The sequence below is a fragment of the Bartonella sp. B35(2025) genome (genome assembly GCF_053794465.1).
Genome location: NZ_CP200035.1, coordinates 1,253,264 through 1,268,458 on the forward strand (window position 1 = coordinate 1,253,264; position 15,195 = coordinate 1,268,458).

A 15,195-nucleotide genomic window follows, 5' to 3' on the forward strand; every position below is an offset into this window, starting at 1 on the left:
AACGATAAGAATGATTGAAGCAAACATAACAAACATGCTAAAAGAGTGGCATAATTATGGAATTGTTAGGAATAACTTTTCTACATACGGCACTGAGAAAGAAAACGATCATGAACAATAAGATTGTGCAACAAAGTGATATTTTTATCGAGAAACATGAAAGTGGCAAATTTGAAGGTTTTCGTTTTTATAATAACAAGAACAGTGCTAATCAAATAGATGGTACACAAAATTTAGTAGATAATGAAAATTTAGTTATTGCCTTTACTAAACGTGCAGCGCGTTTTTGTGCTTCCGCCAATGGAGATTTTACACTCAGTTCTGATGGAATTGTACGCTGGATTGGCCAACCAGTAGGACAACTTGCCGCAACAGAGGATTTTTTAAACCCCAAGCTCATTCTTTTAGCAGATGCACAATTAACAGGAGAAGCCCGTGATAATGTGGTGCAGCGACTGGAGCGTTTTATAACCTTTCATTTCGAAACAACTTTAAAGCCATTATTTGATTTGCGGAATGCCGATACCTTAACAGATTCAACAAGAAATCTTGCTTTACAGCTTGTCAACTCTTTAGGAATTCTGCCCCGTAGAGAAGTAGCTGAAATCGTTAAAAATCTTGATCAAGAATCGCGAGCAGTGCTAAGGCGGCTAGGTATACGCTTTGGTGCTTTCCATATTTATATTGCAGCAATGCTTAAACCAGCTCCAGTTCAAGCAATTACACTATTATGGAATCTTCAAAATGAGAGTCATGATCAAACTGGTTTAAATGAGATTTTTTCAGCTCTGGCTGCTGGACGAACTTCTCTAGTTGTTGACCCTACTCATAATCGTAAATTTTATCAATTAGCTGGTTATCGAGTTTTGGGTCAGCGTGCTGTACGTATTGATATTTTAGAACGTCTTGCCAATCTGATTCGCCCTACACTGCATTGGAAACAAGGAGTAGAACCAAAACCTGATGGGGCATATGATGGAAAAAGTTTTTTTGTCACTCCAGCAATGATGTCTATTCTTGGTGCCAATGGAACTGATATGGAAGAAATTCTTAAAGGACTCGGCTACCAATCGCATCCCTGTAGCAGCGATGTTCTTGAACAGACTCTTCCTCAAAACAAAATCTCTACTCATACGAATCCAACAAAACAAAATGTTCCTGCAGCAGAATGCGTTGGAGATCAGTGGCAAATAATGAACACATCGAAAACAGCACAAGAAGAGGATAAAAGAATTTTATCCTCTTCTTGTGCTGAGGAACAAATTTGTGCTATGAATCATTTACCCTCAGCTGAGCCAGTTGGTGATTTTGCTAAACAAAAGCGTATTACAGCAGGGGATAAAGTTGTCTTACTCTGGCGCTACAATCATCATTTTCACAAAAATCGTGATAGATCTGGACAAAAATGGCGAAGCAAACAGAGAGAGTTTTTTAAAAAGGGGGATAACACAAATCAAAACATCTTTCAAAAATCACCAAAGTCACCGTCACGCACAAAGCATTTTAATAAATCTAAGAATTCTCACACTAAGCACTCAAATAACAAATTGTCTCGGATAGAAAAACATCCTAATCCTGATTCGCCTTTCGCAAAATTAGCTGCACTACGCGATCAACTTACAAATGACAAGGATACAAATATGTTCCCTGTCAAAGGTTATTAACTCAGCAATGAAAATGGAGTCCGATCTTGGCTCATGTAGTAACTGATAATTGCATTCACTGCAAATATACTGATTGTGTTGAAGTTTGCCCTGTTGATTGTTTTTACGAAGGTGAAAATATGCTTGTTATTCATCCCGATGAGTGTATCGATTGTGGTGTCTGCGTGCCAGAATGCCCAGCAGAAGCTATTAAGCCTGACACAGAACCAGTGCAAGATTTAGAAAAATGGTTAGAACTTAATCTACGTTATGCAACAGAATGGCCTAATTTGACCAGCAAAAAAGATCCTCTTCCTCAAGCAAAAGAAATGGATGGTGTTCCTAATAAATTAGAGAAGTATTTTTCAGAAAATCCAGGAAGCGGTTAATAATAACTGTATAGCATACCTTACCATTCTTTAAAAATTTAGATCATTCCATGTAAAAGCAAAATTTTCCAAGCGAAATGATTGATTTTTTTGATTTCTGATGTTAATGTTATTTTAATACAAATGTCTTTCTAAGTATTCTTTCTTTTCTTTTTTATTATAAAGCAAAGTGTTTTTTATTGAATTTAAAAGTACTCAGCTTTTATGCTCATTAAATTAGTGTAATATACTTGGTTAAAGAATACCCACTATTTAGGTTTTTAGCCTGCTTTTTAACGTATTTATTTATTACAAAAAGGGAGTGAACTAAAATATGGCATCCCAACACAGCACCTCTTCTAGTGCTAAAGGATTTTCAACTTCTGAATATATTGTCTATCCTACCCATGGAGTAGGACAGATTATAGCAATTGAAGATCAGGAAGTTGCAGGACATAAATTAAAACTTTTTGTCATTCATTTTGCTAAAGATAGAATGGATATCAAAGTACCAATTGCAAAAGCTATCTCTATCGGAATGCGTAAATTATCTGCTATTGACTCTGTTGAACGTGCATTAAAAATCTTACAAGGAAAAGCAAAAATTAAGAGAACCATGTGGTCACGGCGTGCGCAAGAATATGATACAAAAATTAATTCAGGAGATCTTATTTGTATTGCTGAAGTAGTGCGTGATCTTTTTCGATCAAACTTACAACCCGAACAATCTTATTCGGAACGCCAACTCTATGCCGCTGCACTTGACCGGATGGCTCGTGAAATTGCTGTTATCAACAGTCTTTCCGAAACAGAAGCTGTCAACCTTATAGAAATGCATCTTTCTAGAAAACCAAAGCACGAATTTAAAACTGAGATAGATAAAACGGATACAAATAGCAGTACTGTTTATGCTGCATAACAAAAAGCAAAACTTTTTAATAACAAAAATGAAACTAGATTTATGCTAGTTTCATTTTTGTTATCAATGAACTTTAATATCCAGAAGAATATTTCATAATATTAACTAAATTCCCAGCGCAATAATATACTTTGATAAAATTAGGTACGCAGTTTTATATTCTGTACATGTTATTGATACTTCGATCTTCCTTATAATTTCCTATACTAAATATACTCTAAAATACTATTGAGGAAGATAATTTAATTGTGACATTTATTTCACTGAAACCGGTAAACATTGCCTATCAAGAATACCAAAATTATAAAATATTCTAAACAAACTATATGCGTAACTACTCAAGTTATCTGTCAAAAACAAGCAAGGCAATAAGCAAATCTTATACAACAACCATAAGCCCCTACAGTCCCCCTTTAAGAAAAATAACCTCGAAAGTTTTTTTCTGTACACTTACTTATCTGTATAATTAAGCTATTACCTTACTTACCACTGGTAAACAGACGAAAATTTTAATCCTTAGCAGGTAAAACTGAACGCCCGCGATACATTCCAGTTTTTAAGTCGATATGATGAGGACGACGTAACTCACCAGAATTTTTATCTTCGATATAAGTCGGCGCCTTAAGGGCGTCAGCCGAACGGCGCATACCCCGCTTTGATGGAGAGGTTTTCCGTTTAGGTACAGCCATAAAAAGATACTCCAAATCCACTAAAAAAGAACAGGCAGCATCGAAATAACACAGCCCTTATAATAATACTAGAAAATTTTGCCTACTTATACACTGATTAAAGCCTTTTGACTAGACGTTCATTTAATTTTTTATTTGGCTTTCACACAACTCCCACATACAATGTGTGTAAGTACAAAAATAGAATTTTTTTTAATAAACAAAGATTAGAGCCTTTGTAGATTAATTAAAATAAAAAAGAGCCATAAGCTTCTAGCCTTTAATTCCCAAATTTCTATTTGTAAAAAATAAAGGAAGCAAGAATGCATAAATTTACTACTCTTCTTGCAGAACATAGCAGTATAATTGAAAAGCGACTCGACACGCTTTTAAATGATAAAGTCCAAAATGGTGAAATTGCTCGTCCTGAAATCTTAATAAAAGCCATGCGCCACGGTGTGCTAAATGGGGGTAAACGTCTGCGCCCCTTCCTTGTTATTCAAAGTGCTGCACTTTTTGATATCCCTACTGAACATTCTATTGACGTTGGTATTGCATTAGAATGTGTTCATTGTTATTCACTCATTCATGATGACCTTCCTGCCATGGATAATGATATACTCCGACGTGGACAACCCACCGTTCACAAAGCATTTGATGAAGCTACAGCAATCCTTGCAGGTGATGCTCTACTAACTTTTGCCTTTGAAATCATCGCACATAAAGCCTGTACACTCTCCTTTGAGACCAGAATAAACTTGATTACAGCCCTTGCGCAATCAGCAGGGCTTGGTGGTATGGTAGGTGGGCAAATACTCGACCTTGAAGCTGAAAAAAAGCCACAAAATATCGACAACATTATCACCCTACAACGCATGAAAACAGCTGCTCTTATAAGCTTTGCTTGTCAAGCAGGTGCAATTATTGGTAATGCCTCCAAAACACTAATTCACAAACTTGCTGATTTTGGTACATATATCGGTCTTGCTTTTCAATTATCCGATGATCTGCTTGATGTAACTATGAGTACTGAAATTCTAGGAAAAACGGCTGGTAAAGATGAAACAGCACACAAAGCCACTTTTGTGCGTCTTTGTGGTATTCAAGAAACGCAAAAAAAACGAGACGAGTTTATCTCTAAAGCAGAAGCACTTCTACACCCATTTGGTATAAAAGCGAAACCCCTCCAACAAGCAGCCCGCTTTATAGCCACACGCAAAAACTAATAGCCTGTCTCTTAGCCAATATAAAAACACAAACACTAGAGTAAAAAATAAAATTCTTTCCTTACTTTAGTTAGATCCAAAGCGTGTGTGAATATAGTCCCCCAGTATCTCTTCAAATTCCTCAGCAATATGATTGCCTCGCAAAATTTTTACTTTCTTACCTTCAATAAAAACAGGTGCCGCTGGATTTTCACCTATCCCAGGTAATGAAATCCCAATATCAGCATGCTTTGATTCCCCTGGTCCATTAACAATACAACCCATTACAGCAACTTTTAGCCCTTCAACACCAGGGTATTTTTCACGCCATATTGGCATATTACTATATAAATTTTCTTCAATTTTTTGTGCTAATTGTTGGAAAACTGTCGAAGTTGTACGACCACACCCAGGACAAGCAGTAACAACAGGTAAAAATTGCCTAAATCCCATCACCTGCAAAAGCTCTTGAGCTACTTTCACTTCCCGTGTCCGATCTCCACCAGGTCTAGGTGTTAATGAAATACGGATCGTATCTCCAATTCCTTGCTGTAATAAAATTCCTAAAGCTGTAGAAGAGGCAACAATACCCTTCGTTCCCATGCCTGCTTCTGTCAATCCTAAATGAAGCGCATAATCACAACGCCCTGCCAAGGAAGTAGAAACAGCAACAAGATTCTGTACATCACTCACTTTAGCAGAAATGATAATTTTATCACGCCCCAATCCTAATTCTTCAGCAAAAGCAGCTGACTGAAGAGCTGACTGAACAACAGCCTCTTGCATCACTACCTCAACAGAAGCAGGATTTTCTTGCTTAGCATTTTCATCCATAAGCCGCGTTAACAATGCATTATCAAGGGATCCCCAATTTACACCAATTCGAACAGGTTTACGATACCGACAGGCAATCTCGATAATTTCTGCAAATTGACGATCCTTTTTTATACCAAAACCAACATTTCCAGGATTGATACGATATTTTGCCAATGCCTCAGCACATGCGGGATGCTCTGATAAAAGCTTGTGGCCGATATAATGGAAATCCCCTACTAATGGTACAAAAACCCCCAATTGTTCCAATTTTTGCCGTATTTTAGGTACAGCATCAGCAGATTCATCGCGATCAACGGTTATCCTAACTAACTGCGATCCTGCCCTCCAAAGGGCAGCAACTTGCTCAACTGTTGCATCAACATCGGCAGTATCTGTATTTGTCATTGACTGCACGACAATTGGGTTATGACCACCAACAACTACATCACCCACCGTCACAGCGACAGAGTGGCGACGCTCAAAAGGTTTAGATAAATAATATGCTGCACTCATCAAGCCCTCAAATTTTCGAAATCTGTACTCTCAATCATCATTATGGCAACACCTAAAAGAGTACAATTTGAAAAAAATATTACAAAAATTACCCTTTATCCAAAATGCCTCCACTCCTCGATAAACGGCAAAAATAATGCAACTTTACCAATCCTTAAACCGTTATACCAAACCCCTAAGCACAATTCTAGCTACCATAAGGTGGTAATACAATATAAAGGAGCTCAAAATGTGTCTATTTTCGAACAATTCTAAGAATGCTAAAATTAAAAAACATATTGCACAATTTAAAAATGAACTCATCCCAGTGAATCACTCATATTCTAATAATAGCATCTTTGACAACATTTTTAATATGCTTTCTACATGGAAACAAAAAAGCTATCATACCCTTTCCTACCTCAACAAGCATACTGCAAAATTGAAAAAAAAAGTAAAAGACAACCCTAAAGCAACCCTTACATTGGCCGCAGCAGGAATGGCTTTAGCCAGTTTTTTACTGATATGCAAAAAACATGCTAGAAGATAAATTCTCCCTCATAACCAACTTTTTCCATGTTGATTTAAAAATTAATTTTATACTGTTATAAAGCATTACAAAATGCTACAGCTGATTTCGAAATCAAAAATAGTAATTGACGATATACATCAAAGAAAACCAAACGAAATCTTCCAAAGTAAACGCCCACTTACTGTAAGCAAAAGGTATAAAAATTAAACTAAGAAGACCCACAATTTTAACCTCCAGAAGCATATTGTTCAGAAACGTGCTGCGAAGTATCCACATATGTTACCACAGACATACCAGGAATAAGTTTTTCAGCACCTGCTTGTCCAGGATCTAAAGCAATACGAACCGAAATACGTTGCGCAATTTTGATAAAATTACCAATAGCTGTATCTGTTTTTAACAATGAAAACTCTGAACCTGTTGCAGGTGCGAAACGAACTACACGCCCTGTTAATTTCTTGTTATTCAACGCATCAACCGAAAAAATAACAGGTTGCCCAACACGCATTTGAGAAAGCTGTGTTTCTTTATAATTGGCAATAATCCAAATATCATCAGAAATGACTGATACTAATTTTGTACCAGGCAAAACATACTGTCCTACCCGTGCACCAACTAACCCAACATACCCTGTTCTAGGAGCTAAAATCTTGGTATATTTTAAATTGAGCTTAGCTAATTCAACACCGACCTTTGCTCCTGCAACTTCTGATTGTAAACTTTGTCGTTCAAGATCTAGTTGTTTTTGCAATTGACGTTTTATTTTAAGTACAGCTAATAATTGCGAAAGAGGGCGAGAAACTGAACCCGCACTCTCACTAAAGCTTGACTTTTTGTTACCAGAAAGAGCAAATGTTTGAGATCGTGCTAATTCGGCTTCTGCCATACTAATTTCTCCCTGCAAAAGTTGAGCTTGCAATAAAATACCCGCAAGTTTTGCATTTTTTGAATCAAGAACCGCTTGTGCCTGCGCAAGCTGCTGCTGAAAGAGAGAATCATCAAGCTCAAATAAAAGCATCCCTTGTTCAACTTTTTGATAATCTTGCACATAAATTCGTGCAACCACACCAGAGATCTGCGGACTCACAAGAGTAACATCACCTTTAATTGAAGCATTATCCGTTTTTTGAATTGAACTAACAAAGGGAGGAAGATTCCAAGCCCATAAAATCAATAAAACACCAATAACCCCCGATAAGAATGCAATAATCGTCGCTTTTGATCGCAATGCTGTTATCATCTCCTTCACTCCTCTTTATTGACATTATTCTGCTTTTCAAACGCGATTAAAGAGCGTGATTTTAAAAATATTTTGGCAAGAAAAATAGCAAATACAACTATCGCAATATAAAAATAAAGCCGAAAAACATCATCATAAGCAAAAATATTTGCTGTTAACTTAAATTTATCAATCAGCTTAGCAAAACCTTGTCCATCCTCAAAGACATGAGGAACAGAAACATCGTAAAAAGGCGATAATAAGGCACTCATTTCACTTGAAACAAGTGGATCAGTGACAACAATATTTTGTGTCAAACGCTCAAAATGTTTATGAGCGAAAAAAAACTGCAAACTACCAAAAAAAGCTGAACTTACCAATCCTCCTGTTACTTGTGTGAGTAGAAAAATAGCAATAAAACTTAAAATATAACTTGGTCCTCGTTTATTGGCTATAACAAACCCCTTGAAGAGAGCAGGAGGCAGAAAAAGTGCATAACCAAAGCTAATCAATCCTTGACTTAACATCATATCCTCTGGGCGCGTTAACTGGCTCACATGACTATCTAAATAAGATCCAAACGCCAAACAACTCAAAGATAAAAGATAAAAATAATCTTCACGACCAGCCCGTAAAAAAAAGATACAAACCCCTCCCCCTAAAAAAGTACCAATTGTCACTGCAAGATACATAGGCATCATCTCGCGGTTTAACAAACCAAAAAGATTAAAAAAGCCTGCTGCCAGAGTTGATTGCTCCAATAAAAGAACACGAAAAAACAATAAAATAAGAACAGATTGTACCATTTCTTTACTGAAAAGCCAGCGTAAATCAATCAATGGTTCTTCTCTATTAAGCTCAACAATAGTTGCAGTAACCAAAAACACAACAGTAAGTGCAAGTCCCCAACCAATCCATGGCGCCTCAAACCACCAATACAACCTACCAACAGAAATAATCACTGCATTTAATCCAAGACCAAGTGCAATCAAACTGTAGCTCACCCAATCTAATTTCCTAATTACCTTGTTACGCGCTACAGGAGTAAGTGGAAGAGAAAAGATACATCCCAAACTAATAAGAACCAACCCCATCTCCATTGCTGAAAGACTAGAAAATCCATCGTTTTCTAGCAAACCAGGCGAAATCAAACGCGACAAGGGAACAGCTAAAGTTGCATTCATATAATTCAAGCTAAGACCAATAGTAAATTTCTTTGCTGGTGCAAAAGCTTCCATCATATAAAGAAGCGCTAAAGAAGCTAACGGCGCTGCAGCAATACCAGCAAAAAAACGGATAATCAGTGCGGAATGCAGATCGGTAACAAATAACTGCAAAACACAGACCAAAACGAACCCAAGGATTGATAATTCGGCAAAAGCACGAAGCCCAAACTGGTAGCGAATCTTAATCAACATAATCGCAACACTTACATTTGGTGCCATATAAGCAGCAATTAACCACGTAGTTTCAGTTAGAGTCGCATGAAAATCACCAGTAAGCTGAATAATGTTAGACTGAACAACATTTGCTCCTAAACCATAAGCCCACTGCAAAATAAAAGAGGCAAAAATATAAATAAAACATTTTGGCAAAGGCCCTGCAAAAATAGCACCAGGATTGGGAAATGGCCCAACTTCTTCAGCAGACATAGCTGTATCATTTTTACTGCTCATGTCGCTCTTTCCTGCATAACTTATGATACCTCTATTGATGCATCGCTAAGAGTTATCAATTGATGAAAAAAATCTTCTATTTTATGACTTGTTTCATCACTTTCTTCTCCTGCTAACGTTGCCTGAATCTGCAAAATCCGCTTCTCCAGTGCGTCAAAAGAAAGGTGATTAACAGCAACAACTTTCTCTGCTAAAAGAGAGCACCCTGCAGAAGTAATATCAGCAACACCTCCACAAACAGCAAACAGCTTTTCACCTGAAGAAGATAAAACGCGAACACTCCCCAACACAATGCTTGCCAATAAAGGAGCATGATTAGCCATAACTGTTAGAGTACCTGAAGCTGAAGGAAGAATAACCGATACAACCTGTTCTGAAAAAACAAGTTTTTCAGGCGATATAAGTTCAAACAAAAAATGCTCTACTTTACTATTTTCCACAGCAATCTCCAAAAAACCCGATACAGCAACCTCTTATCATCTCCGCGACAAACACTCGCTACAGATTTTTGCTTATGAAGAAGCTTCTGCAATGAGACGCTTGCCTTTCTCAATAGCCTCATTGATTGAACCGACCATATAAAAAGCTGCTTCCGGTAAATTATCATAATCACCAGCGCAAAGACCTTTAAACCCTTTAATTGTGTCTTCCAAAGATACAAATTTTCCAGGTGAACCAGTAAAAGTTTCAGCTACATGGAAAGGCTGTGAAAGGAAACGTTCAATTTTCCGTGCTCGCCCTACCAGTAATTTATCATCTTCAGAAAGTTCATCCATTCCAAGAATAGCAATAATATCTTGTAATGACCTATAACGTTGCAAAATAGTTTGAACTTGACAAGCAACAGTATAATGCTCTTCGCCTACAATTAATGGATCTAACATACGTGAAAAAGAATCAAGCGGATCAACTGCTGGATAGATGCCCTTTTCAGCAATTGAACGCGAAAGAACTGTTGTTGCATCCAAATGTGCAAAAGATGTCGCAGGCGCTGGATCAGTTAAGTCATCAGCTGGAACATAAATAGCCTGAACAGAAGTGATAGATCCCGTTTTAGTACTAGTAATACGCTCCTGCAAAGCACCCATATCTGTCGCTAAAGTTGGCTGATATCCCACAGCAGAAGGGATACGCCCTAAAAGAGCTGAAACCTCAGCCCCTGCTTGTGTAAAACGGAAAATATTATCCACGAAAAAAAGAACATCTTGTCCTTCATCACGGAAACTTTCTGCAATAGTCAATCCTGAAAGAGCAACACGCGCACGTGCTCCTGGTGGCTCATTCATTTGTCCATAAACAAGTGCACACTTTGACCCTTTCGTTGAACCATTATTATCTTTCGGATTTACATTCACACGGCTCTCGATCATTTCATAATAAAGATCGTTACCTTCACGTGTACGTTCTCCCACACCAGCAAATACTGAATACCCACCATGAGCCTTTGCAATATTGTTAATAAGCTCCATAATCAAAACAGTTTTGCCAACACCAGCTCCCCCAAACAAACCAATTTTACCACCTTTAGAATAAGGCGCTAACAAATCAACAACTTTAATACCAGTGACAAGAATCTCTGATACTGTTGATTGCTCAATATATTCAGGAGCTTCTTGGTGAATTGAACGCATCTTAGCCGCAGCGATTGGCCCAACATTATCAACTGGTTCTCCAATCACATTCATAATACGACCAAGTGTTGCTTCTCCAACAGGTACACTGATTTGTGTTCCGGTATCAAAAACCTTTTGACCACGCATCAGACCATCTGTTGTATCCATAGCAATAGTACGTACAGTATTTTCACCCAAATGCTGCGCAACTTCTAAAACCAGTCGATTACCTAAATTTTTTGTTTCTAACGCATTCAGAATATTTGGCAACGCACCTTCAAATTGCACATCAACAACAGCACCAATAACCTGCTTAATCTCACCAACCGAACCTTTTGTACTCATATCTTTAGAAGAAGTGCACACAGAATCAGAAGAACCTTTTACGCTAGCTTGAAATTTCGAGGTATTTTTCTTTACGCCTGAACGAACAGCGGATTTCTTTCCCTCAATTTTTGATTCCTCTTTGCTTGCTGTTACTGCTTTTACCATTAATCCTTACCTCTTCAATTTAAAGCGCTTCAGCGCCCGCAATAATTTCGATCAACTCTGTAGTAATCTGTGCTTGACGCTGACGATTATAAGTCACTGTTAATTTATTAATCATTTCACCTGCATTCCGTGATGCATTGTCCATGGCGCTCATTTTTGCACCCATTTCACCAGCAACATTTTCAAGCAAAGCCAAAAATATTTGCACAGTAATATTACGTGGTACCAGCTCATCTAAAAGAGAAATTGCGTCAGGCTCATAATCATAAACAGTTGATTGTAGGATTCTGTTTTTGTCTGTTTTTTTAGTGACATCCACTTCTTCAACAGCCGTTTTTGGAGAAATTGTAGGAATTAAACCAAAAGCTGTCGGACGCTGATTGATCACTGAGATAAATTCGGAATAAAATAATGTACACACATCGAACGCACCATCATTGAATAGATCAATGATACGCTGGCTAATCATCGCTGCTTCCGAAAAACCAATATGCTTTACAGAACGCAAATCAATATGATCAATCATCAGCGTTTTGTAATCACGCAGCAAAATATCTGCCCCTTTTTTACCCACAGTTAAAATTTTAACTATTTTACCAGCAGAAAGCAGTACCTCAATCTGCTTGCGAACACGACGCACAATCTGGATATTAAAAGCACCACACAAACCACGCTCAGCAGTACAAACAACCAAAAGATGAATATCATCTCGACCAGTACCACGCATTAAAGGAGGAGCATCAACTGTATCAACATCAGCAGCAACATTAGTTAAAATAGCAGCCATCCGATGCGCATAAGGACGTGCCGACTTAGCTGCCTCTTGTGCTCGATTCAGCCTTGCTGCTGCAACCATTTGCATGGCTTTTGTAATCTTCTGTGTTGCCTTAACCGAGGTAATACGGTCTCTAAGATCTTTCAGTGACGCCATATAAGCATTCCATTAATTCATTACGAAAAATTCTTCGCATAGGTATCAAGGATAGCAATCAACTTACCCTTAATGTCATCCGTTATCTGCTTTTGATTAGCAATAGCCTTCAAAAGATCTTGATGCTCACTGCGTAAAAGTGTCAAAAGACCCTGCTCAAACCGACCAACATCAGAAACAGCCAGAACATCAAGATAGCCATTCACACCAGCAAAAATCACAATAACCTGTTCTTCTGTTTTAAGTGGAGAAAATTGCGGCTGCTTTAAAAGCTCTGTTAAACGCGCACCACGATTCAAAAGATGCTGAGTTGATGCATCCAAATCTGAACCAAATTGCGCAAAAGCTGCCATTTCCCGATATTGAGCTAATTCACCTTTGATCGAACCTGCAACCTGTTTCATCGCCTTAATTTGTGCAGAAGAACCAACACGTGACACAGAAAGACCAACATTCACAGCCGGTCGAATTCCCTGATAAAATAAATTAGTTTCTAGGAAAATTTGCCCATCAGTAATCGAAATCACATTAGTCGGAATATAAGCAGAAACATCATTTGCCTGTGTTTCAATAACCGGCAGAGCTGTCAAAGACCCAGAGCCATTCTCAGCATTCAGCTTTGCAGCCCGTTCTAAGAGACGTGAATGCAGATAAAAAACATCCCCAGGATAAGCTTCACGACCAGGCGGACGACGCAACAAAAGAGACATTTGACGATAAGCAACAGCCTGTTTTGAAAGATCATCATAACCAATCAAAGCATGTTGACCATTATCTCGAAAATATTCTCCCATCGCACAACCAGCAAGAGGTGCAATAAATTGCAATGGAGCAGGATCAGAAGCTGTAGCCGCTACAATAATCGAATAATCAAGAGCTCCACGCTCCTCCAAGATTTTAACAAATTGCGCAACCGTTGAACGCTTTTGACCAATAGCAACATAAATACAGTATATTTTATCCTGATCTTGCCCAGCACCTTCTTCATGAAAGGACTTCTGATTTAAAAATGTATCGAGTAAAATCGCTGTTTTTCCTGTTTGACGATCACCGATCACCAATTCACGCTGCCCACGTCCAATAGGAATAAGGGCATCAATGGCTTTCAATCCTGTCGACATTGGCTCATGTACTGACTGACGCGGAATAATCCCTGGAGCTTTAACATCAATACGACGACGTTCCTTTGCATTAATAGGCCCTTTACCATCTATAGGATTTCCAAGTGCATCGACAACACGCCCAAGCAAAGCTGGACCCACAGGAACATCAACGATAGTACCTAATCGTTTAACCCAATCACCTTCACGAATATTACGATCTGATCCAAAAATCACGATCCCAACATTATCGATTTCCAAATTTAGTGCCATACCGTACACACCATTTGAAAAAGAAACCATTTCACCTGCTTGGACATGATCCAAGCCATAAACGCGGGCAATACCATCACCCACAGATAAAACCCAACCAATCTCTGAAACTTCAGCCTTTTGGTCAAAGTTTCTGATTTGCTCTTTTAGAATTTTTGAAATTTCAGATGGTCTAATATCCATCAGCTGACCTCTTTTTTCAATGCAAGCTTAAGCGAAGATAATTTCGCCACAAGGGACGTATCAATCTGAGACGATCCTAAGCGAACGATTAGTCCACCAAGAATTGTTGGATCAACAGAGATGTGTAGCAAAACTTTTCCCCCAACGACACTTTCCAAAGCCACACGCAATTCTTGCTCTTGGTGAGCATTTAAAGGATGCGCAGAAACAATCTGTGCTGATACCTCCCCACGAAATAAAGCAACACGACGCTGAAAAGCATATAAAATACCAGATAAAGCACGAAGCCGACGATTTACTATAATAACGCGTAAAAAATTATAGATAATCCGACCAGCACCTTCATTAACAAACCCAATATTCTCACAAACAGAACATATAACTTTAACCTGCTCTTTTACTGAAAAGAATGGGCTCTGCACAAAGCGCTTTAGATCTTCATTTTGATCCAAGATAAGCAAAAAAGACGCCACCACTTTTTCAACATCTTCGATAAATCCTGCTTCTTGAACAAAATCAAAAAGTGCTTGCGCATAGCGTTGATCTACTAATGGCAGCGGCATAAGAGAAAATGAATCCGACACGAAATACCGCCTCTTTCCCTTGAATAATTCTCTGATAATTATCAGATAAAATGGATCAGACATCCTAAATCTTAAGAATCTTCTCCTTAAAATTTAGAACAGAAACTTTTTGGTTTCTAGCATAGACACCACCGACTCGCAACATCACAAACCGACGCTTTCTAAAAAAATTTAAATAAAACACTCAAAAATATTTATGAAAATAATTTTTTAAGAATACAGCTCAAAACCACAGTTTTTTCTATTCTCTCTTTTGGCATCTTTGAATAAATTTTTCAAGTACCTTCTCTTTTTATAGAAACAATTTGAAACAAAAAACAAAACTTTCTCTTCGCCTTAAAATTGATATATTCAACTTAAAATGCTGATCTATCCTATAAAAGAAACCTTCTCCATTGCATCAAAAGATGGTATCGTTTTTAAATATATACATCATTAACAAATGACGTATACAACCTTATAAGACATATAAATTAAAAAA

At 37.8% G+C, this 15,195-nt stretch carries 13 protein-coding genes; 4 read left to right on the forward strand and 9 right to left on the reverse strand.

The window, feature by feature from the left end:
- The first annotated feature begins 110 nt into the window (after positions 1 to 110).
- From V4P56_RS05210 to V4P56_RS05220, 3 genes are all read left to right on the forward strand, one after another.
- A complete protein-coding gene (locus V4P56_RS05210; protein ID WP_455481852.1) occupies positions 111 to 1,664 on the forward strand; it encodes a hypothetical protein in 1,554 nt (517 codons plus the stop codon).
- A 26-nt stretch (positions 1,665 to 1,690) separates the two neighbouring features.
- The gene (fdxA, locus tag V4P56_RS05215; protein ID WP_455481853.1) at positions 1,691 to 2,032 is read left to right on the forward strand and encodes a ferredoxin FdxA; all 342 of its coding nucleotides are present in this window, start codon (positions 1,691 to 1,693) and stop codon (positions 2,030 to 2,032) included.
- Positions 2,033 to 2,345: 313 nt separating this feature from the next.
- On the forward strand, positions 2,346 to 2,930 hold the full coding sequence (locus V4P56_RS05220; RefSeq protein ID WP_455481854.1) for a CarD family transcriptional regulator: 585 nt from the start codon (positions 2,346 to 2,348) through the stop codon (positions 2,928 to 2,930).
- A gap of 509 nt (positions 2,931 to 3,439) precedes the next feature.
- On the opposite strand, the gene rpmF is transcribed toward V4P56_RS05220, so the two are convergent.
- On the reverse strand, positions 3,440 to 3,619 hold the full coding sequence (gene rpmF, locus V4P56_RS05225) for a 50S ribosomal protein L32 (RefSeq protein ID WP_011181291.1): 180 nt from the start codon (positions 3,617 to 3,619) through the stop codon (positions 3,440 to 3,442).
- A gap of 302 nt (positions 3,620 to 3,921) precedes the next feature.
- Between rpmF and V4P56_RS05230 the strand changes: the two genes are divergently transcribed.
- Positions 3,922 to 4,824, forward strand: coding sequence for a polyprenyl synthetase family protein (locus V4P56_RS05230; RefSeq protein WP_455481855.1), 903 nt, complete (start codon positions 3,922 to 3,924; stop codon positions 4,822 to 4,824).
- A 66-nt stretch (positions 4,825 to 4,890) separates the two neighbouring features.
- Here V4P56_RS05230 and ispG read toward each other — a convergent pair whose 3' ends face one another.
- The 8 genes from ispG to V4P56_RS05270 all read right to left on the reverse strand — a co-directional run bounded on the left by ispG (position 4,891) and on the right by V4P56_RS05270 (position 14,714).
- Entirely contained in the window at positions 4,891 to 6,132 is a 1,242-nt protein-coding gene (gene ispG, locus V4P56_RS05235) for a flavodoxin-dependent (E)-4-hydroxy-3-methylbut-2-enyl-diphosphate synthase (RefSeq protein WP_455481856.1), read from the reverse strand.
- Between the two features lie 737 nt (positions 6,133 to 6,869).
- Entirely contained in the window at positions 6,870 to 7,883 is a 1,014-nt protein-coding gene (locus tag V4P56_RS05240; RefSeq protein ID WP_455481857.1) for an HlyD family secretion protein, read from the reverse strand.
- 5 nt (positions 7,884 to 7,888) lie between these two features.
- Positions 7,889 to 9,538, reverse strand: a complete 1,650-nt coding sequence (locus V4P56_RS05245; RefSeq protein WP_455481858.1) for an MFS transporter — start codon at positions 9,536 to 9,538, stop codon at positions 7,889 to 7,891.
- Between the two features lie 20 nt (positions 9,539 to 9,558).
- A complete protein-coding gene (gene atpC / locus V4P56_RS05250) occupies positions 9,559 to 9,978 on the reverse strand; it encodes an ATP synthase F1 subunit epsilon (protein ID WP_455481859.1) in 420 nt (139 codons plus the stop codon).
- A gap of 72 nt (positions 9,979 to 10,050) precedes the next feature.
- The gene (gene atpD, locus V4P56_RS05255) at positions 10,051 to 11,643 is read right to left on the reverse strand and encodes a F0F1 ATP synthase subunit beta (protein ID WP_455481860.1); all 1,593 of its coding nucleotides are present in this window, start codon (positions 11,641 to 11,643) and stop codon (positions 10,051 to 10,053) included.
- A 19-nt stretch (positions 11,644 to 11,662) separates the two neighbouring features.
- On the reverse strand, positions 11,663 to 12,574 hold the full coding sequence (locus V4P56_RS05260) for a F0F1 ATP synthase subunit gamma (protein WP_455481861.1): 912 nt from the start codon (positions 12,572 to 12,574) through the stop codon (positions 11,663 to 11,665).
- Positions 12,575 to 12,594: 20 nt separating this feature from the next.
- Complete coding sequence (atpA, locus tag V4P56_RS05265) at positions 12,595 to 14,130, reverse strand: F0F1 ATP synthase subunit alpha (RefSeq protein ID WP_455481862.1); 1,536 nt, start codon at positions 14,128 to 14,130, stop codon at positions 12,595 to 12,597.
- Positions 14,130 to 14,714, reverse strand: a complete 585-nt coding sequence (locus tag V4P56_RS05270; protein ID WP_455481863.1) for a F0F1 ATP synthase subunit delta — start codon at positions 14,712 to 14,714, stop codon at positions 14,130 to 14,132. Before V4P56_RS05270 ends, atpA begins: the two co-directional genes overlap by 1 nt.
- Between the last annotated feature and the right edge of the window lie 481 nt (positions 14,715 to 15,195).